The organism is Verrucomicrobiia bacterium (genome assembly GCA_035577545.1).
In the GTDB taxonomy this organism is placed as follows: domain Bacteria; phylum Verrucomicrobiota; class Verrucomicrobiia; order Palsa-1439; family Palsa-1439; genus Palsa-1439.
Window position 1 is genome coordinate 1 of the sequence record DATLVI010000037.1, and the last position, 18,691, is coordinate 18,691.

Genomic DNA, 18,691 nt, shown 5'->3' on the forward strand with positions numbered 1-18,691 from the left:
AGTGAGGTTCGCACGCCCGGGCGCATCGGCTGGGAGTTGACTGGTCGCACAACCACCACCGAGACGACCGCGCCCGATGGTTCCGTATCCCGCGAAACGATCGAGCACGGTCGCTCGATCTATTCGACGACAACCGGCAACCAACTCCTCGAGCCCCTCGTCCCGCAACGCAAGATCGTCGAACACGAAGTCCACCGGCCCGACGGCGGCACGGTTATCCAGCGCGATGTGTTCTATCGCGACGTAAACGGTGACTGGAAGCCGGAATCATTCTCGACGAAACAGGCTGACGACGGCAGGATCTAGCGGGCCCGCCCGCAGGGTGTGGCCGGGCAGCTACAGGCGCTCGCGCGCGCCGTAGCCTGTATCGATGTCGTGCCAGAACTCGATGTCGTCTTCGTCGAGTTCCCAACAAAGGTGCACCTCGCGACCGTCGCGGATGTGGGGGAAATCGACGAGCCCGCGGTCGAAATCTTTGATTTGCACGCCCAGTTCCTGGATGCGTCGCAACTGCACGTTGAGCTGCAGCATGTCCATCAAGAGACCCGAAACCTTTTCGCCCCCGACTTCGGCCCCCGACTGTTTTAGATCTCGACTCAGTTCCGCGTCCGTCTTTTGCACGACATCGCGGCGGCGGTGTACGTCCCGAAAAATGCTGCGGAGTTCGGGAAGTAGGGCCCGCGCTTCTTCGAGTGTGAAGTGTTTTTCGAATTGGTAGGGCATAACAGTGCCGGGGACAGCGGAGCTGTGGTCGTTTCAGGGTTTCTTCGTCGCGTGCTCCTGAATGCCTTCCAACGCGGTATTCCACGCGAGGGTTGCGCACTTGACGCGCACCGGAAACTTTAGAACGCCTTCCAAAGCCTTCAAGTCACCCATCTCCTTGCCGCCAAACGGCGCCTCGCCGCGCATCATGTCCAGGAAACCGCCTATGAACTGTCTGGCTTCCGACAGCGTCTTCCCGACAAGCTTCTGCGTCATGATCGACGCGGAAGCCGTGCAGATCGCACAGCCTTTGCCGTCGAACTTCAGTTCGGCAATCTTGTGATCCGCCAGCTTTGCCGTCACATCGATTTCATCACCGCACAATGGATTGGAGTCGTGCGCGGAAATGTCCGAAGGTTCCGCCTTGCCCTTGTTGCGCGGGCGACGATAGTGATCAAGGATGATTTCCTGATAAAGCTCTTCCATCATGGCACGACAAAGCTACCACATCGCGCCAGTGCGGGAAGAAAAAAAGGCGCAAGACTGAAGCAGTAACTGCCACCGTGATCAGGCTGGGAATACTCCCCAATCCAACATTTCCCTCGCCCGGTCGCCCGGTTCGCCAGTGTGGTGTTATGCGGGCTCCCGTAATCAAGGCTGCGAACCGCAGTGCTTTCCCTGCCCAATGCACGACACGGTGCGACGACCCGATGATTAGCGGACAACGATACGTCGGAAATGACCGTGGGTGTTAACACGGACAAGCCCACGGTTGAGCAGGTCTGCGACGACCAGACTCGTCTCGTAATCGTTGCGCGCAAAGCGCGACACGATACTAATGACATCCTGCAGCTTCATAACGTGCTTCTTGACACGATTTTTCATACGACCTCCTGTTATGTTAGACGCATGAAATCCGTTTTCGTTTCAATATTTCTGTAATTCTTTCTACGTGTCGCCGATGTCCTTACCGGCGAGCTCAAACTTCAAGGCTGCCAGGGCCAGATTGATATCATGGATGAACACGATCAGCGATCCGATCAAGCAGATAAGACAGGTAATGAACAACGCGCAGATTAGCCAAACGTTTTCAATCTGTAACAAGGCTGTCACAAACAGCACAATGATCAAAAGGGCAGCGAAAAGCGCACTTAGGGAAGCCAGCGCGATGGACAGGCGGATTAGGCGCGCGCGTCTCCAGAGAACTCGGAGCTGTCCGGTGTTCTTTTCGTGATCAGGCTCGCTCTTATCGGGAACTTCGCGGGCGAGCGTTCTGGTGCGGTCAATAGTCCGTGCCAGCCGATTGGTCATCGTGAGCAGAAGCAGGCCCACGCCGGAAATCAGGATCGTGGGACCGATCGCGGTTTGAAGCACCGGAATTAGTTGCGCTACCGAGAGTGCCTGCATTGGAAAACCAGTTAATAACCCATCGCGCGGCCGGTGGGGCAGGCGCCAAAGAACTTCTTGGCCTTGTGGAGCATGGCGATGAACACATCCACTTCATCACGGGTGTTGTAGAGATAGAAGCTGGCGCGCGCAGTGGCGGCAAGGCCGAGCTTCTTGTGCAGCGGCATGGCGCAGTGATGACCTGCCCGAATGGCGACGCCGTCCTGGTCGGCGAAGGTCGCGATGTCGTGCGGATGCACGTCGCCCAAAGTAAAAGTGACCAGGCCCCCGCGTTTCTCGACGTCCTCCGGGCCGTAGACGGTGATTTCCGGGAAGCCCTTCAAACTATCGAGCGCGTACTGCGTGATTTCCTTCTCGTGCTGGCGAATCTTCTCCATGCCGATACGCGTCAGGTAATCGACAGCGACGCCGAGGCCGATTGACTCGGCAATGTTCGGCGTTCCCGCCTCGAATTTATAAGGCAGATCATTGTACTTCGCGTGGTCGAACCACACTTCCTTGATCATCTCGCCACCGCCCATGAACGGTGGCATCGCCTCAAGAATCGCCCGCCGTCCGTACAGGACGCCACTGGCCGTCGGGCCGCACATCTTATGTCCGCTGAACACAAAGAAATCGCAGTCGAGTGCCTGTACATCCACGGGCATGTGCGGGACACTCTGCGCGCCATCGACGAGAACCACAGCGCCCTTCTTATGGGCCGCATCGGCAATCAACCGAACCGGATTGATCGTGCCCAGAACGTTGGACTGTTGGGTAACAGCTACCAGCCTTGTTCGTTCGGTGATAAGTTTGTCGAGATCGTCAAGCCGTAACGTGCCGTCGGGATTCAACTCGATACGCTTGATCACCGCACCGGTCCGCTCGCACACCTGATACCACGGCACCGTGTTGCTGTGGTGCTCCATGAACGTCAGGAGAATTTCGTCGCCCTTTTTGAGATTGGCATGGGCCCAGGAATACGCGACAAGATTGATGGCTTCCGTGGTGCCGCGTGTAAAAATGACCGACTCGGGCGACGGTGCATTGATAAATTTGGTGATCTTCTCGCGCGCGCGCTCGTATTCCCGGGTGGCGCGCTCCGCCAGCGCGTGGATACCACGGTGCACGTTCGCATTGTATCGCTCGTAGTAGTCGTTCAACGCCTCGATGACGATGCGCGGCTTCTGGGATGTGGCCGCGTTGTCGAAATAAACCAGCGGCTTGCCGTGGACTTTCTGCTGCAACACCGGAAAGTCGTCGCGGATTTCCTCCAACTGCACCTCATCGAGGACTTCAATCATTGCTTCCGCACCACCTTGTCATGAACCAGTTTGGCGAACTCTTTTTGCACCGCTTCCACCTGGATACGCGCCAGCACGGGATCCAAAAATGCCTCGATCAATACGTCGCGCGCCAGTTCCGGCGTCAGCCCGCGGCTGCGCAGGTAAAAAAGCTGGTTCTCTTCCAATTGGCCGACCGTTGCCCCATGCGTGCAGCGCAGTTGGTTCGATTCGATCTCAAGAATCGGTCGCGTGTCACAACGCACCTCCTTGCTGAGCACCAGGTTGCGATTGGCTTGATACGCGTTGGTGCCATTGGCGTTCTTCTCCACCTTGATCACGCCCGTGTAATTGCTGATGGCGGAATCACGCAACACATTCTTGAACATCAGGTCGCTGGTCGTATTGCCCGTCTTGTGGTGCTGCTTGGTGAATTGCCCGAATTGCTGGTTGTGGTCCAGCACGCCGACGGCGTACATGAAACTCATGCCGCCTTCACCTTCCATGACGCATTCGACGTCATAGCGCTGGAACGACGCGCCGAACATGCCGAGCACCCAGTCAATCTCCGCGTCGCGGGCAACGTGGGCACGCTTCACCGTAAAATCATAAACGTTCGGCAAGAAATTCTGCTCGCTGATGTAGTGGAGATGGCCACCTTCCTTCACGAACACTTCCGTACCACTCGCGTGAATGCTTGGCGCGCCGTTGGTGCCCACAGGCGGGCCGCCAATGAACTTCTGCACGAGCGTGGCCTCAGCACCAGGTTCGACGACCACTAATGTATGTGGAAAGCCCGCCGTGTTCTGGCCGACCATCTCGTACACGACTTCAAGTGGCAGTTCGCATCGGACATTGCGCGGCACATAGAGGAACGCGCCACCTTTCCAGAGCGCCGCATGCAGGGCCTGGAATTTTGCAGGCTCGTCGGGGGCGATGCTCTTGCCAAGATAATCCTTCAGCACATCGCCGTGCTTGGCGAGCGCAGTCGCCATGTCGCAAAAGATAACACCCTGCTTGCTCAACTCGGGGGGTAGGGGAGTGAGGCGCTCGACGATGGACGGCTTTTCGACCGACAGCGCGACCTTGTCGAGTTTGAGGGTGCGTATGTCAAAGCGTTGCCACTGCAGATCGCGCCGCGTCGGCAACGGGAGCTTTTCGAATGTCTGCCACGCCGTCCGCCGCTGGGACGTGAGCCAGCCGGGTTCGCCGGAGGCGACGGCTTCGAGGGTCTGTTGAGAGAATCCGGTTGTCATGGGTATCCGAGTCAAATTATCCAGAACGGCTGCGTCAGCCGACGGAACCTTCCATCTGCAGGTTGATGAGCCGATTGATTTCGACCGCAAATTCCATCGGCAACTCCTTGACGATCGGCTCGATGAATCCGTTGACGATCATCGCGACCGCGTCCTCTTTCTTGATGCCGCGGCTCTGCAGATAAAACAGCTGTTCCTCGGAAACATTCGAAACGCTCGCCTCGTGCTCAACCGTTGCGAGGTCGCCGTCGATTTCCATCACAGGATACGTGTCCGAACGGCTGATCTCATCGAGAATCAGTGCATCGCAATTGACCTGCACTCGGCAATTCTTGGCAGCCTCGTTGACCTGCACCAGGCCGCGGTACGAAGCGCGTCCGCCATGGCCGCTGATCGACTTCGAGTTGATGCGCCCCGTGCAGTTCGGCGCGTGGAACACGAGCTTGGCGCCGGCGTCCTGCCACATTCCCTTGTCGGAACTGGCGAGGCTCAGGATTTCACCGTGCCCGCCTTCGCCGAGCATGTAGCACGACGGGTATTTCACCGTGCGCTTCGAGCCGAGATTGCCGTCCACCCATTCCATCACGGAGTTCTTGTAAAGGAACGCCCGCTTGGTCACGAGGTTGTAAACGTCCGTGGACCAATTCTGGATCGTGGTGTATCGGCACCGCGCGCGGTCCTTGACGAAAATCTCGACCACCGCCGAGTGCAACGAATTGGTCGTATACACCGGCGCGCTGCAGCCTTCCACATAATGGCAAAAGCTGTCGTCCTCGCAGATGATCAGAGTGCGCTCGAATTGTCCGAACTGCTCGGCGTTGATGCGAAAGTACACGGACAGCGGCACGTCGCACTTCACGCCCTTGGGAACATACACGAACGAGCCGCCGCTCCAGAACGCGGAGTTGAGCGCCGCGAACTTGTTGTCCTCGGGCGGGATCGACTTGGCGAAGTGCTCCTTGAAAATCTCGGGATACTCCTTCATGCCGTCGTCGCAACTCAAAAAGACCACGCCCCGCTTGGAGAGCGTCTCCTGGATGTTGTGGTACGCCATCTCGCTGTCGATCTGCGCGCCGAGTCCGCCGAGAAGTTTCTGCTCTTCCTTGGCAATGCCGAGCTTGTCGTAAGTGTTCCGAATCTCTATCGGCACATCTTCCCAGCGTCGCGCCGATTTCTCAATCGGGCTGGCGTAATAGGTGATCGCGTCGTAGTCGATGTCGCGCAAGCCGGGCATCCAGTCCGGAATGGTCGCCTTCAAAAACAAATCGAGGCTGCGGTGGCGAAATTGCCGCATCCAGTCCGGCTCGCCCTTCGTATCGCACATGTAATCGATGACTTCGTGCGTTGGCCCCTTCGGGACCTTGTGCCGGGCCTTGATGTTGACGTCGTGGAAACCTTCCTTGTAGGCTCCCGGCAAAACTTGATCAGGTGATGCAGTGCTCATCGCATTAACCTTTCGCTGGCGCGGCCGCGGGCTCCGCGTCCTTGATGATCCAATCGTAGCCGTGCTCTTCGAGGTGCGCGGCCAGATCCGGGCCGCCCGACTTCACAATCTTGCCGTCGACCAGGATGTGCACGAAATCGGGATTGATGTAACGCAGGATCCGCTCGTAATGGGTGATGATCAGGATGCCGAGGTTCGGCCCCCGCAACTCGTTCACGCCGCGCGACACGACTTTCAACGCGTCGATATCCAGCCCCGAATCCGTCTCGTCCATGACGGCGAACTCAGGTTCGAGCATCATCATCTGCAAAATCTCGTTGCGCTTCTTCTCCCCGCCCGAGAACCCCTCGTTGAGGTAGCGCTTCAGGAACTTCTCGTCGATGTCTAGGACCTTCATCTTGTCTTCGAGCTTCTTGTAGAAATCCATGACATCGAGGTCGCGGCCCGCGCGCGCGCTGCACGCCAGCCGCAGGAAATTGGATTGGCGGACCCCCGGCACTTCGCAGGGGTACTGGAAGGCGAGGAACAGCCCTTTGCGGGCGCGCTCGTCGGTCTCCATCTCGAGGATGTTCTCGCCCTTCATCAGGATCTTGCCGCTGGTCACCGTGTACTTCGGATGACCCAGGATCGCGTTGGCCAGCGTACTCTTACCGGAGCCGTTTGGCCCCATCAACGCATGCACTTCCCCCTTGCGAACCACGAGGTCCACACCCTTGAGAATCTCGCGTTCCTCGATCTTGACGTGTAAGTCCTGAATTTCAAACGTATCAGCCATGGTCTGTCTTCCTCGATGGAATTGGACGCCTCATTTCAAATGCGACAATTTTTGTCCGATTCCAACTTCACTATATCGCCACCAGCCAGAGAGTCAAGCGCCCAACGGTAGCCGCCCGGTCTGTCACTCTGAGCGAAGCGAAGAGTCTCCCAACGCTCTCCAGGCTCTCGCAGAGCGAAGTGTGTCCCGCCCAGGCAGGACCCACTCGACTCTCAACTGGTAATCCATTTTTCAACCCCAAAAAACCTCCCCAAACGGGGTTAAAACCCACCCTCGACCCTTCATTTTACCCCCTAAAATTGGATTCGTTTCCAAGAACGAACCCAATTGGTTTTTCATGGTTTTATCGCTGCAACGCCCACGCATATAAATAGTTACACCGAAAATAGCGTCGAAAAAAATTGGGTTCGTTTGGTAGAATTGCATGTTTGATGTGCCGGTGGTCCCAGTCGTCGTAGGGGAGGGTACTTCAAAAGAACTACCCAACAAGCTCGTCACTAGCCAGTCCAGCTTCATGAACACGACCACATCTTACCAAAACGGACCAACAAGTCAATATCAAAATACGATAATCTAACAGTATCGTACCGCTGCCTGGCAACAGAGATTCTTTACGAAACAATTAGGTTATCCCTCAATCGGGTGTAAGCTTCTAGTGGCCTCAGCGAACCGCTTCTCTCCGGCCAATTCTTACGAACCGCGACGCAGTCGGGCAGCCAGACGCAACAACGAACACCGCTGCCAAAGGAGATTTTGTGGCAATCAGCCAAATCAGCAGAGACGAATTGAATCGGTTCCTCACGGAGAAGTACGCGCTCGCCTGTGGATTGTTGGATTGCGAGGCGTTCCAGTCGTGGCATACGCCCTCCAAGGACGAATGGGGCGAGGTGCTGGCCGCCATCAAGAAGATGGTGAAGAAGTGCGACTGGCCGTTGTCCGAGGTCCGACGCGAGGGCGATGACGCCTCCTCCCTGCGGATCACGAACACTGAACTGATGCTGAATGCCATCCACAACCTGCTTGATTCCTTAAGCGGCTACACCCTCGCCTCCATACCGTCGCCGGGACAATGGGGCGACATCATGCGAAAGGTCGATGAAACCACCGACCGCCGCGCCGTGGTTGACCAGGCGGGGAAACGCTAACATTTACCAGCAGGAAGAGACTTTGACCGAAAGGAAACCAATGACCCAAGAATCCAATGTCGCCACCGCAACAGCCCTCGAAACCGTTTTCCGCTTCACCACCACCGGCGGCGGCTTCCTCCTAGATCACATTGCCGAAATCGAAAAATCAGCCCAGCGCAATATTCAGAGCGGCAAGTCACTCGACCGCACAACCACCAACGCCCTGGCCTCCATGAACGACGCCTGCCGAGCCGCACGCGTCACCGTTACGTAGGTAGGGACGGATTGTCCGATCGGGTTTTCCATGCGAAGCCGTTATGCCTTCGCGACCAACTGCCGCAGTACGAATGGTAGGATGCCGCCGTGGCGGTAGTATTCCACTTCGATCGGCGTATCGATGCGTGCAATGATCGGCACTTCTTCCATCGTCCCGTCGGGACGTTGAATCACCAGGGTCAACTCCTGCCGCGGTTGGAGGCCTTCGCTTAACCCGAGGATATCGTACGTCTCCGTACCATCGAGTTTCAGTGTCTGCGCCGTCGTGCCTTCCTTGAACTGACAGGGCAGCACGCCCATGCCGACGAGGTTCGAGCGATGAATGCGCTCGAAGCTTTGCGCGATGACTGCGCGGACGCCAAGCAACTTCGTGCCCTTCGCCGCCCAGTCGCGCGAACTGCCCGTGCCGTATTCCTGTCCCGCGAACACGACCAGCGGCACTGCCGTCTGCTGGTATTTCATCGCGGCATCGTAAATCGAGATCGGCTGCCCCTTGTACTTCGTGACCCCGCCTTCAACGCCGGGCAGCATGAGGTTCTTGATGCGCACATTGGCAAACGTCCCGCGCGTCATCACGCGGTCGTTGCCGCGTCGCGCGCCGTAGCTGTTGAAATCAACGGGCTGAACCCCGTGCTCGACGAGATACTTGCCCGCGGGTGAATCCTTCTTAAAACTGCCGGCGGGTGAGATATGATCGGTCGTCACCGAATCGCCAAAAATGCCGAGCGCGCACGCGCCCTTGATCTCGCCGACGGTACCGGGTTTCATCGAGAAGTTCTCGAAGAACGGCGGCTCCTGGATGTACGTGCTCTTGGAATCCCAGCGGTACACATTGCCAACGGAAGAGGGGATCTCGTTCCACGCCGGGTTTTGCGCCGCGAAATCCTTGTACAACGTCCGGAACACTTCCGGCTTCAGGGCGCTCTTCATCACGTCTTTGACTTCCTGCAGCGTCGGCCACAAATCGCGCAGATAAACGTCACTCCCGCTCTTGTCCTTGCCCATTGGCTCGGCCGTCAGGTCGATATCCACCCGTCCCGCAAGCGCGAAGGCGACGACCAGCGGCGGCGACATGAGAAAATTGGCCTTCACGCTGGAGTGCACCCGCGCCTCAAAATTCCGGTTGCCGCTGAGTACGCTCGCCGCGATGAGATCGTTCTTCGTGACCGCATCCTCAATCGGCGCGGGCAACGGCCCCGAGTTGCCGATGCATGTGGTGCAACCGTAGCCGACGAGATTGAAACCGAGCTTGTCGAGATAGGGCTGCAAGCCTGCCTTCGTCAGGTAATCGCTGACCACCCGCGAGCCCGGCGCGAGTGAACTCTTGACGTACGCCGGGACCTTCATCCCGCGCTCGACCGCCTTCTTCGCCAGTAGGCCCGCCCCCAACATCACGCTAGGGTTGGATGTGTTGGTGCAACTGGTAATCGCCGCGATGACCACCGACCCGTGGCCGATTTGCCAATCGCCATCGCGCGTGGGCACGGAGTTATTCACGGTATCGGGCGTCGGATGCTGGTCGCTCATCTCCGATTCGCTGGCCGACACGCGATCAGTGCCGGCATACGCCTGCTGCGGTTGTTCGACCGGCGTGCTCGAATCGAGATGGACGGGGACGCGCTTGCCCAATTCGCCGCGAGGTTTGTTGTAGCCGTTTTCTGTCAGCGGCTTTGAGAACAGCTCGACGAACGTATTCTTCAGGTTCGGCAGCTCGATGCGGTCTTGCGGGCGCTTTGGCCCCGCCACGCTCGGCTTCACATCTGCCAAGTCGAGTTCCAGTTCAACGCTGTAATCAATATCGCCCTTCTCCGGAATACCAAACATTCCTTGCGCCTTGAAGTAGTTGCCGAAGGCCACGACCTGCTCGTTGGTGCGGCCCGTAGCGCGCAGATAATTGAGCGACTCATCGTCCACGGGGAAGAAGCCCATCGTCGCCCCGTATTCGGGTGCCATATTGGCGATGGTCGCACGGTCAGCCACAGGTAACAACGCCGCACCGGGCCCGAAAAACTCCACAAACTTGCCGACCACCTTCGCCTTGCGGAGCATCTGGGTCACGTGCAACGCGAGATCCGTCGCGGTCACGCCTTCGCCCAACGCGCCCGTCATATACACGCCGACAACTTCGGGTGTGAGAAAGTAAACCGGCTGGCCAAGCATCCCCGCCTCGGCCTCGATGCCGCCGACGCCCCAGCCGACAATGCCGAGCCCGTTGATCATGGTCGTGTGCGAATCCGTGCCGACCAACGTGTCGGGATAATAAATGTTCCCGCTGCTGAGCACGCCCTTCGCCAGGTATTCCAAATTGACCTGATGCACGATCCCGATCCCGGGCGGCACCACCTTGAACGTCTTGAACGCCTGCTGTCCCCACTTGAGCAACTCGTAGCGTTCGCGGTTCCGTTTGAATTCCATCTCCAGGTTCTGTTTCAACGCGTCCGCCGTCCCAAAAAAATCCACCTGCACCGAGTGGTCCACCACCAGATCAACAGGCACCAGTGGTTCGACAATCTTCGGGTCCTTCTCCATGCGCGCCACCGCCGACCGCATCGCCGCGAGATCGACCAGCAGCGGCACGCCCGTGAAATCTTGCAGCACAATGCGCGCAACGATGAATGGGATTTCCTCCTGCGCGGGCGACTTCGCGTTCCAGCTGGCCAGCGTCCGCACGTCCCGCTCGTTCACCTTCTTGCCATCGACGTTGCGCAGCACCGATTCCAGGACGATCCGGATACTAATCGGCAGCCGCGAAATCTTCCCGACTCCCGCGCCCTCCAGCGCCGGCAAGGAATAGAACTGCCCCTTGCGCCCGCCCCCGAGATCGAATTCCTGCCGTGAATTGAAAGGATTATGTGAGTTGCTCATCTCCATTTCATTATACGGCGCGGCAAGAGTTAGGCAAGTAGGCGCTAATGTTCAGGAATGCGCATCCGGCGGTCAATTTTGCCAAGAAACAAGGCGCGAATAGTGGCGTCCGACCCAAATGACATGTGGAATGACGACTGCTTTGATTACAAGTCAGGAGGCAGTCAATATGAAAACTACCACAAGCAGTTTCGGTCTTATTCTCAAAACCGTAGCGACCCTTTTCATTTTCACCATCGCGGGAAGCGGCGACCGATTACTCGCCACAACATATACGGTCAACAGCGCCGCCGATAACGGCGCCGGCGCGGGAACCTCCGGTGACCTTCGCTATTGTCTCGCCCACGTCGCTGACGGGGATGGCGTCACATTCAGTCTGCCAAACCCGACCACCATCACGCTGACGCAGGGTGAAATACTCGTCCAGAATAGCGTGACGCTCACGGGTCCCGGCACTGGCAACCTCTTCATCAACGGTACCGGCGGGCATCGCATTTTTACCCTCGCGACCGGCGGAAGCACCAATCTCACCATCAATATTTCAGGGCTGACATTTACAAATGGCGCCTCGGGCAGCATCGGCGGCGCGCTTTTGATCCAGTCCGGATCCCCCTTTACAGTCACCGTCAACCTTAGCAATTGCGTCTTCGTTGCCAATCTCGCCCAGTTTGGCGGCGCCATCGACAGTGATGGAATTCTCAACATCCATGATTGCATCCTGGCGGAAAACACCTCTGGCTCACAAGGCGGTGTCCTCTATAACTTCGGCGCCGGGATCGCGACCATCGATCATTCCACCCTCGCGAACAATGAAGTCAACGGCGACGGCGGTGCGATTTGGAACAACCATACCCTGAACATCACTGCCAGCACTTTATCCGGTAACGCAGCTACGGGCGACGGCGGCGCCATCGAAAGCACGAACGGCACGGTCACCATCGTGAATTCTACAATCAGTTCCAACCTGGCCACCGGGTCGGGCGGGGCGATCGTCAACGGCGGCACCCTCGATGTCGATGCCACCACCATCGCCTTCAACCACGCCAACGATGCCGGCGGCGTCGAGAGTCTTCTCAGTGCCTCGCTCGCTTCCGTCATTAACACCATCATCGCCAGCAACACCGCCACCACGGCGGATGCAGATGTCAAAGGCGTCTTCGATAGCCAGGGCGACAATCTCATCGGTAACACCAACGGCGCAACGGGCTGGATCGGCGGCGACCTGGTCAATGTGGATGCGAAACTGGGGCCTCTCCAGGACAACGGCGGCGCCACATTCACGCACCTGCTGCTGACCAACAGTCCGGCTCTGGACGCCGGTGATGACGCGAATCGCCAGGTCACCGATCAACGCGATGTCTCCCGTCCCCAAGGGAAGGGGACCGATATCGGCGCCGTGGAAACCAGCCTGTGTGAAATTGACACCAATACGCCCCCGATCTCGATTGCCTGCTCCAGCAATCTCACCGTCATCGCCACGTTTGTCGGCGGAGCAACGGTCACCTTTGCTGTCACCGCCGTCGACAACTGCGACACGGATACGCCCGTTGTTGTCAGCTTCCCGGCCTCCGGCAATGTGTTCGCCTTCGGGACGAATACCGTGAATTCCGCGGCCACCAACGGGCTAGGGGGCCAGATCGGTTGTAGCTTCACGATTTTCGTCGAGGGCTCGCGCAATGTGCTGCAGGACCAACTTCAGCAGTTGACGGCCCTCTTCAATGCAGCCCCGACCGGCCCGAATGCCAAGGGGCTGGCGAAAGCCATCGTCGCGCTGACAAAAGGCGTTGACGCGCTAAATTGGGCCACGGACGAAGATCCGAACTCAAAGACCGGCAAGGCCGTTTTCAGCGCGGCGGCCAGGGCCGTGAGCAGCCTCCTCGCCTTGCAAAAGAAGAACGGGCCTGATGCGGCGCTGCAAGGAATCATCGACCAGACAATCGCATCCACCCGGCTCGCCGCAGTGATTTCGATTCAGAGCTTCCTGGGTGGAAGCGCAAAGGACCTTGCAAAAGCGCAAGCGGCACTCAGCAGTGGCGATGCGGCGACCAAACCGGTTACCGCGATACATGACTACGCCCATGCGTGGCATAGCGCATCGCTATAGCGTTAACGATAAACACAAAACGCCCCGACTGATTAGGTCGGGGCATTCTGGGTTGGCTGCTTACAGGCGATAGCGATCCCAAGCGGACTATCGCCCGCGTTCCCGCAGGCCAAGCACGAACAGCGAACTACTCAACACCCGTTCTGTGGTTGACGGTAACAGCACAGACGGAGCGGCGCCGCGAATGAGCACGTCGTTGACGATTAATCAGGCCCAGCAACACAATACCGAGAATGGCAAGCATGACGGCGCTAGGTTCAGGAATCAGGATCCCCGGCAGGTTGGGCTCGGTCCCAAGCGTGGTTCCATACTGAAAACTCACGCCTGAGATCCCAGATAATGTGAAGCTGGCCGGGACGGCGCCCAACGTGAATACGGCACTATCCTTGATGAAGGGCCGTCCCGTAAGCCCGCCCTTATACTTGCTGCCATCATCCGTGGCGGTGGTCAATCCTCCGCCAAGCCCGCCCGGTGTGCTGCCATCTCCGGGCAGCGCGGCGCCTGGGAAAAGATTCGCTGAACCGAACAGGCCGAAGCCGGCGGCACTGATCCCCTCGTTGGCGCCTCCGGGAGCGCCGCTCAACCCAGCCGCATAAGCCCATGAGCCACCAACCACGCCGCCGGGGACCGTCAGAGTGGAACCATTCTTCACTCCGACGCTACCCGCATTCAGGAGCGCCGAGACTTTCGTTAGCGTTGGATCGCCCGTAAGTGAGAAAAATACTGCGGTGAGAATATCCTGTGGATCATTCGGTTTGTACTTGGCCAGGTTCGTCAGCGATACGAGCAGATTGGTGGTCGTGCCCGACAGCGAAAGGCTGAATGTGGCCGACGCCTTGTTCGTCTCACCCGCGTCGTTGCCGGGACTGCTTGCGATATACGTAGTCGCCGATTGCGCCGAGGTCGCCAGGATTGTCAGGGCTGCCATAAGCATGACCGCCCACATCAGCATGGCCACGCACATCCACACGGATTGGCGGCATTTCCGCAAGCCGCGCATGAGCAAGGTATTGCTCCACACTGGCACCGCAATTGACGGCTCCGTCGCGGACCCGACAGACGCGGCCGAGATACCCCATACGACTGGTTGAATACCCATACCTCTCCCTGTTTTCCCAAATTACGGAACCCTAATTCCGTTTTTCTCGCATTCCCCATCCCCTGAAAACGGGAAATGCGTAACTCGGATAGGTAGCACAGGAAACGGGGCAATACAAGGGGCTATCTACCATATAAGGCTTATTTTTACTGGCTTACAAGGTTGTTACTATTGAGGGAGATACAGCGGTAAGCGCTCGGAATCAGGTGTTTCCAGGCAAAAAAACATCGCCCTGACCTGTCAGGTCAGGGCGATTAAGACTGCGGGAACGGAGCGGGGCGCGCTACTTCAACTGCGCCAAGCTCGCCTTAATGGCTTCGAAATTCGGCATCACGCCGGGATCGTCGTTACTCTCCGCGTAACGAACCACACCCTGTTTGTCGATGACGAATGCCGAGCGCTTGGAGACGCCACCCATACCGAGATTCTTCTGCGGCAGGAAACTGTCATAGGCGACGCCGTAAGCGTGAGTGACCCTGTGCTCGTAGTCGGCCAGCAACGGAACGGTGATCTTTTCCTTCTCCGCCCAGGCCGCCTGCGCGAACGGATTGTCGCCGCTGATCCCAAGCACGTCAGCGTTCAGGCTGGTGTAAGCATTCAAGCCCATGCTCACTTCGCACATCTCCTTCGTGCAACCTCCCGTGAACGCCATCGGAAAAAACAACAGCACCGTGTTCTTCTTGCCGCTGTTGCCGCTCAGCTTGATCTTCTTCGGACCCTCCGCCGACTTCGTGGTCAATTCAAAATCCGGTGCCTTGTCGCCAACTTTCAATGCCATTGCGTTCTCCTGTTATTTGTTGATCAAAAAATGGTGGACGATACAGGACTTGAACCTGTGACCTCTTCCATGTCAAGGAAGCGCTCTAGCCAACTGAGCTAATCGTCCCACGCCACCGCACCGATAGTACAAGGGGCACGAAAAGCTGTCAACCCGCCACACTTTTGTTACAGTCCCCACGCAAATAATGGACGTCTATTTCTACGAGGCGTTTGAAGAAGAAGTGGCCGCGCTCCGTCGGCACTTGCCGGCCGGCATTTCCGCCGGTTTCAGTGACAAGACAATCCAGGAGACGGGCGATTGGGAACCGGACGCGCCGCTCATCAGTATTCGGACGCAATCCGTGGTTTCCCCAGCTTGGGCGGTGAAACTGCGTGGCATCGTGTCGCGCACGACGGGCTACGATCATCTCGTCGGGCAGAAAATACCCTGCGGTTACCTGCCGCATTACTGCAGCCGCGCCGTGGCGGAACAGGCGCTGCTGCTGGTAATGGCCCTGCAGCGAAAACTTCTCCAACAAATCGCTCAATTCCCAAACTTCAACCGCGACGGCCTCACGGGACAGGAATGCGCCGACAAACGCCTGCTGGTCGTCGGTGTCGGCAGCATTGGCTCGGAAGTCATAAAGATCGCCCAGGCGCTCGGGATGGAATCGAAGGGCGTCGATCTGGTTAAGAGTCACGCTTCCGTATCGTATGTGTCCATCGATGAGGGTCTGAAATGGGCCGACATCATTGTCTGTGCGATGAACCTGACGGACGCCAACACGGGTTACTTCCGTTATGAGACGCTCAAGTGCGCAAAACGCGGCGTCGTGTTCGTCAACATCGCCCGCGGCGAGCTATCTCCGACCGATGATCTGGTGAAGTTGCTCGACGAGGGACGACTTGGCGCGTTGGCACTGGATGTCTATGAAAACGAAAGCACGCTGGCCGTTGCGCTACGCTCAGGTAAAACCAGTTTCCCGCTGGCCGGCCGCCCTAACGTAATTCTCACCCCCCACAACGCCTTTAACACCTCCGAAGCAGTCGACCGCAAAGCCGAGCAGACCGTCCAGCAGATCGTCCACTTCCAGAAACACGGCGCGTTCTTGTGGGTTCCACCTAGGCCGACGAGCGCATGATAAAGCCTACGAGACTATTTTGGATTTTGGCACTTGGTCAGTTTTGCGTCGTTTTGGCTTTGCTGATTTGGCATTTTTTTGTTGCAGCGTCAGACATTGTAGCTCATCCAACGCATGTTGATGCCGATTTCGTTTACACTTGGTCGTACCAGATAATGGTATTTTGTATTTTTTGGCTGTTGCCGACGCTTATCGGCATGGGAGTGTTGATTGCTTTGGAGTGGTTCATCCTCCGATTTTTTTCGGCTAAACGAAAGGCAGTACCCGCAGCCCGATAAGGGAGTATCGATGGGCGCAACTACGCCATGCGTAGTGTAATCGTCACTTGCAGTCCGTTTGGCAGCCGATTCGCTGCGACGACGGTTCCCTGGCATGCCTCGACGCACGTTTTTACGATGGCGAGGCCCAGTCCGACGCCGCCGGTTTCCCGATCGCGGGAGGCGTCAAGACGGTAGAATGGGTCGAAGATCCTCTGCAACTCTGTTTCGGGAATGCCGGGACCGCAATCGGAGACAGTCAGGGCAACCTGCCCGTCATGTTGTTCAACAGAAATCGTGATCGGTCCGGCCGGGCCAGCGTAGCGAATGGCATTCCGCAGCAGGTTCGAGAGGGCGCGTGTCAGCAGCTCCGGTTCGACTTCTGCGCGGAGGTCAGACGCCATGTTCACCTCGATCCGCGCGCCGTCGCTGCCCTCACGACGAACAGCCAGATCAACAATTGCTCGCAGGGGAACTTGTTGAAGTTTGGCGTGTGCAGCGCCCAGCGTAGCCTTGGAAAAGGACAACAGTTCATTAACAAGAGCAGCGATCTCATCCGCCTGTTCGCTGGCTCGAGAAACATCGGACTGCTGCGAGCCGCTGACGCGTTCCTCAAGGATGCCGAGGGCGAGCCGTAACCGGGCCAGCGGCGAACAAAGCTCGTGCGCAACGTCGCCGAGAAAACGTTTCTGGCCCGTGACAAAACCGTCCAGACGCTGGGCCATGCTGTTAATGGCCTGGCTGAGGGTACCGAGTTCATCGCCGCGGTGCGCCTCCACCCGTACATCGAAATGACCTTCTGCAATCTGCTGGGTGGCCTGGGTCATTTGGGCAATGGAACGCGTGATGCCCCGAACGATCGGCACCCAGAACAGCGCCGAGAAAATCGCCGCGCCAAAAACCGCCACCAGCCACGGTCGCAAATCCAGGAACAATCCCCTGCCGGTCAACGTCTCAGACTCCACGACGACAAAAACTCCCGTCGAGGCGCGAACGATGAACCAATAATGCGGGGGATTACCGGCGCGAATAAGCATGCGTGGCGGATTCGGATTGCGCCCGACTGGCGGAGGGGGACGTCGCTCGGGCGGTGAATCCTGCGGCGGCAAATTACCGGGTTCACCCATGGCCTCGGGTGGCGGACGTCGTTGAGGTCCCGGACGGCGGGCAAGGCGTTCGTGTACTTCGGGAGGCAATCGCTGTGGGTCACCTACTAATGGCCGCCCTTCATCGGAGAATACATGGAAGCGGACTTTGTACGTATTGTCGTATTGATCCAACATACTCTTCCACTGCTCCAGCGGACGGTTGGACATCTCAGCAGCAATCTCGTCACCGATGGTCTGCAAGTGTTCAACCGCCCCAGCCGTCAGCAGAAAATCGCGGTCAAAGACAAATTGCGACCGCACCAACAGGATGAATCCGGCGGCCAACAACGCGAGGTTCAGGAAGAACCACAGCAGGATACGGGGAAGGAGTGGCAGACGCAGTTTCATACTTCATCCGGGTTGATGAACATATAACCGACCGCGCGAACGGTGCGAATGAACCGCGGGCTGGCCGATTCGTCCCCAAGCTTCTTGCGCAACGAACAAATATGCACGTCCACCGAGCGATCATAGACGTCATAATTGCGGTCGGTGATCGATTCGATGAGCTGTTCACGAGACCGGACACGCCCACGTGCGCGCGCGAGGCATTCCAGCAAATCGAATTCGATGGCCGTCAAATCGAGGGGCTTGTCGCCGAGCGCTGCCACGCGTGCATCGGAATTGAGCCGCAGTTCGCCCACCACGATTTCACCCGACGGAGCATCACCACCAGCCGATGGGGTAGGGCGGGAGGCACGGCGCATGACGGCGCGCAGACGCGCCAAAAGTTCGCGCGTCGAAAACGTCTTCGGCAGATAATCATCCGCGCCAACTTCTAGGCCAACGATCCGGTCCGTCTCCTCACCGCGTGCCGTGAGCATCAGCACGGGCACTTGGGACTTCTGGCGGATACGCTTGAGCACCTCAAAGCCATCGAGACCGGGCAGCATCACGTCGAGAATGACCACATCGTGGTTGCCCGCGATCGCCTGCTCGACGCCCGAAGGACCCGTGTGCTCAGCGGCCACCTCGAAGCCGAGCGGCGCGAGGTATTCGCCAATCAACGCGCAGAGTTTGCGGTCATCATCGATGATCAGCACGCGTGTGGGCCGTCCGGTCGTCACG

Annotated in this window: 18 protein-coding genes and 1 tRNA gene; 5 read left to right on the plus strand and 14 right to left on the minus strand. The window is 58.0% G+C overall.

Translation table 11 applies throughout. From position 1 onward, the window contains the following. Window positions 1-306, plus strand: a 306-nt coding sequence (locus tag VNL17_13870) for a hypothetical protein (protein ID HXI85168.1), incomplete at its 5' end; no start/stop codon positions are given. 30 nt (window positions 307-336) lie between these two features. Here VNL17_13870 and VNL17_13875 read toward each other — a convergent pair. The 8 genes from VNL17_13875 to sufC form a co-directional block, all read right to left on the minus strand. After that, window positions 337-723 (minus strand): DUF2203 domain-containing protein, encoded by a 387-nt coding sequence (locus VNL17_13875; protein ID HXI85169.1) that lies wholly within the window; start codon window positions 721-723, stop codon window positions 337-339. Between the two features lie 33 nt (window positions 724-756). Continuing rightward, window positions 757-1,191 carry an SUF system NifU family Fe-S cluster assembly protein gene (locus VNL17_13880; protein ID HXI85170.1) on the minus strand — a complete coding sequence of 145 codons (435 nt, stop codon included), beginning with the start codon at window positions 1,189-1,191 and terminating at the stop codon, window positions 757-759. A gap of 225 nt (window positions 1,192-1,416) precedes the next feature. Next, window positions 1,417-1,587 (minus strand): hypothetical protein, encoded by a 171-nt coding sequence (locus VNL17_13885; protein HXI85171.1) that lies wholly within the window; start codon window positions 1,585-1,587, stop codon window positions 1,417-1,419. A 63-nt stretch (window positions 1,588-1,650) separates the two neighbouring features. Beyond that, window positions 1,651-2,109, minus strand: a complete 459-nt coding sequence (locus VNL17_13890; protein ID HXI85172.1) for a DUF2721 domain-containing protein — start codon at window positions 2,107-2,109, stop codon at window positions 1,651-1,653. Between the two features lie 11 nt (window positions 2,110-2,120). Further along, the gene (locus VNL17_13895; GenBank protein HXI85173.1) at window positions 2,121-3,392 is read right to left on the minus strand and encodes a cysteine desulfurase; all 1,272 of its coding nucleotides are present in this window, start codon (window positions 3,390-3,392) and stop codon (window positions 2,121-2,123) included. Then, the gene (gene sufD, locus VNL17_13900; GenBank protein HXI85174.1) at window positions 3,389-4,627 is read right to left on the minus strand and encodes a Fe-S cluster assembly protein SufD; all 1,239 of its coding nucleotides are present in this window, start codon (window positions 4,625-4,627) and stop codon (window positions 3,389-3,391) included. Before sufD ends, VNL17_13895 begins: the two co-directional genes overlap by 4 nt. 34 nt (window positions 4,628-4,661) lie before the next feature. Then, the gene (gene sufB / locus VNL17_13905) at window positions 4,662-6,071 is read right to left on the minus strand and encodes a Fe-S cluster assembly protein SufB (protein HXI85175.1); all 1,410 of its coding nucleotides are present in this window, start codon (window positions 6,069-6,071) and stop codon (window positions 4,662-4,664) included. A 4-nt stretch (window positions 6,072-6,075) separates the two neighbouring features. Continuing rightward, window positions 6,076-6,846, minus strand: a complete 771-nt coding sequence (gene sufC, locus VNL17_13910; protein ID HXI85176.1) for a Fe-S cluster assembly ATPase SufC — start codon at window positions 6,844-6,846, stop codon at window positions 6,076-6,078. 755 nt (window positions 6,847-7,601) lie between these two features. Between sufC and VNL17_13915 the strand changes: the two genes are divergently transcribed. Both VNL17_13915 and VNL17_13920 read left to right on the plus strand, forming a co-directional pair. Further along, the gene (locus VNL17_13915) at window positions 7,602-7,991 is read left to right on the plus strand and encodes a hypothetical protein (protein HXI85177.1); all 390 of its coding nucleotides are present in this window, start codon (window positions 7,602-7,604) and stop codon (window positions 7,989-7,991) included. Window positions 7,992-8,031: 40 nt separating this feature from the next. Beyond that, complete coding sequence (locus VNL17_13920; GenBank protein ID HXI85178.1) at window positions 8,032-8,247, plus strand: hypothetical protein; 216 nt, start codon at window positions 8,032-8,034, stop codon at window positions 8,245-8,247. Window positions 8,248-8,288: 41 nt separating this feature from the next. On the opposite strand, the gene VNL17_13925 is transcribed toward VNL17_13920, so the two are convergent. After that, window positions 8,289-11,114 (minus strand): aconitate hydratase, encoded by a 2,826-nt coding sequence (locus VNL17_13925; protein HXI85179.1) that lies wholly within the window; start codon window positions 11,112-11,114, stop codon window positions 8,289-8,291. Between the two features lie 169 nt (window positions 11,115-11,283). Between VNL17_13925 and VNL17_13930 the strand changes: the two genes are divergently transcribed. Continuing rightward, window positions 11,284-13,218: a choice-of-anchor Q domain-containing protein gene (locus VNL17_13930; GenBank protein ID HXI85180.1), complete on the plus strand. Its 1,935-nt coding sequence runs from the start codon at window positions 11,284-11,286 to the stop codon at window positions 13,216-13,218. A 127-nt stretch (window positions 13,219-13,345) separates the two neighbouring features. On the opposite strand, the gene VNL17_13935 is transcribed toward VNL17_13930, so the two are convergent. The 3 genes from VNL17_13935 to VNL17_13945 form a co-directional block, all read right to left on the minus strand. Then, window positions 13,346-14,317: an XDD4 family exosortase-dependent surface protein gene (locus tag VNL17_13935; protein ID HXI85181.1), complete on the minus strand. Its 972-nt coding sequence runs from the start codon at window positions 14,315-14,317 to the stop codon at window positions 13,346-13,348. A 283-nt stretch (window positions 14,318-14,600) separates the two neighbouring features. Beyond that, window positions 14,601-15,095, minus strand: coding sequence for a redoxin domain-containing protein (locus VNL17_13940; protein ID HXI85182.1), 495 nt, complete (start codon window positions 15,093-15,095; stop codon window positions 14,601-14,603). Between the two features lie 31 nt (window positions 15,096-15,126). After that, window positions 15,127-15,203 (minus strand) — tRNA-Val (locus VNL17_13945). 79 nt (window positions 15,204-15,282) lie between these two features. On the opposite strand from VNL17_13945, the gene VNL17_13950 reads away from it, so the two are divergent. Next, a complete protein-coding gene (locus VNL17_13950; protein HXI85183.1) occupies window positions 15,283-16,218 on the plus strand; it encodes an NAD(P)-dependent oxidoreductase in 936 nt (311 codons plus the stop codon). Between the two features lie 298 nt (window positions 16,219-16,516). On the opposite strand, the gene VNL17_13955 is transcribed toward VNL17_13950, so the two are convergent. Together VNL17_13955 and VNL17_13960 are read right to left on the minus strand one after the other, a co-directional pair. Next, window positions 16,517-17,971 (minus strand): HAMP domain-containing sensor histidine kinase, encoded by a 1,455-nt coding sequence (locus VNL17_13955; GenBank protein HXI85184.1) that lies wholly within the window; start codon window positions 17,969-17,971, stop codon window positions 16,517-16,519. Then, complete coding sequence (locus VNL17_13960; GenBank protein HXI85185.1) at window positions 17,968-18,690, minus strand: response regulator transcription factor; 723 nt, start codon at window positions 18,688-18,690, stop codon at window positions 17,968-17,970. The genes VNL17_13955 and VNL17_13960 overlap by 4 nt, the downstream gene beginning before the upstream one ends. Window position 18,691: the final 1 nt, after the last annotated feature.

Bases quoted from the DNA above. Each gene is read 5' to 3' on its own strand.
- VNL17_13875 (HXI85169.1), bottom strand. From the start codon at position 723: ATGCCCTACCAATTCGAAAAACACTTCACACTCGAAGAAGCGCGGGCC.
- VNL17_13880 (HXI85170.1), bottom strand. From the start codon at position 1,191: ATGATGGAAGAGCTTTATCAGGAAATCATCCTTGATCACTATCGTCGC.
- VNL17_13885 (HXI85171.1), bottom strand. From the start codon at position 1,587: ATGAAAAATCGTGTCAAGAAGCACGTTATGAAGCTGCAGGATGTCATT.
- VNL17_13890 (HXI85172.1), bottom strand. From the start codon at position 2,109: ATGCAGGCACTCTCGGTAGCGCAACTAATTCCGGTGCTTCAAACCGCG.
- VNL17_13895 (HXI85173.1), bottom strand. From the start codon at position 3,392: ATGATTGAAGTCCTCGATGAGGTGCAGTTGGAGGAAATCCGCGACGAC.
- sufD (HXI85174.1), bottom strand. From the start codon at position 4,627: ATGACAACCGGATTCTCTCAACAGACCCTCGAAGCCGTCGCCTCCGGC.
- sufB (HXI85175.1), bottom strand. From the start codon at position 6,071: ATGAGCACTGCATCACCTGATCAAGTTTTGCCGGGAGCCTACAAGGAA.
- sufC (HXI85176.1), bottom strand. From the start codon at position 6,846: ATGGCTGATACGTTTGAAATTCAGGACTTACACGTCAAGATCGAGGAA.
- VNL17_13920 (HXI85178.1), top strand. From the start codon at position 8,032: ATGACCCAAGAATCCAATGTCGCCACCGCAACAGCCCTCGAAACCGTT.
- VNL17_13925 (HXI85179.1), bottom strand. From the start codon at position 11,114: ATGAGCAACTCACATAATCCTTTCAATTCACGGCAGGAATTCGATCTC.
- VNL17_13930 (HXI85180.1), top strand. From the start codon at position 11,284: ATGAAAACTACCACAAGCAGTTTCGGTCTTATTCTCAAAACCGTAGCG.
- VNL17_13935 (HXI85181.1), bottom strand. From the start codon at position 14,317: ATGGGTATTCAACCAGTCGTATGGGGTATCTCGGCCGCGTCTGTCGGG.
- VNL17_13940 (HXI85182.1), bottom strand. From the start codon at position 15,095: ATGGCATTGAAAGTTGGCGACAAGGCACCGGATTTTGAATTGACCACG.
- VNL17_13950 (HXI85183.1), top strand. From the start codon at position 15,283: ATGGACGTCTATTTCTACGAGGCGTTTGAAGAAGAAGTGGCCGCGCTC.
- VNL17_13955 (HXI85184.1), bottom strand. From the start codon at position 17,971: ATGAAACTGCGTCTGCCACTCCTTCCCCGTATCCTGCTGTGGTTCTTC.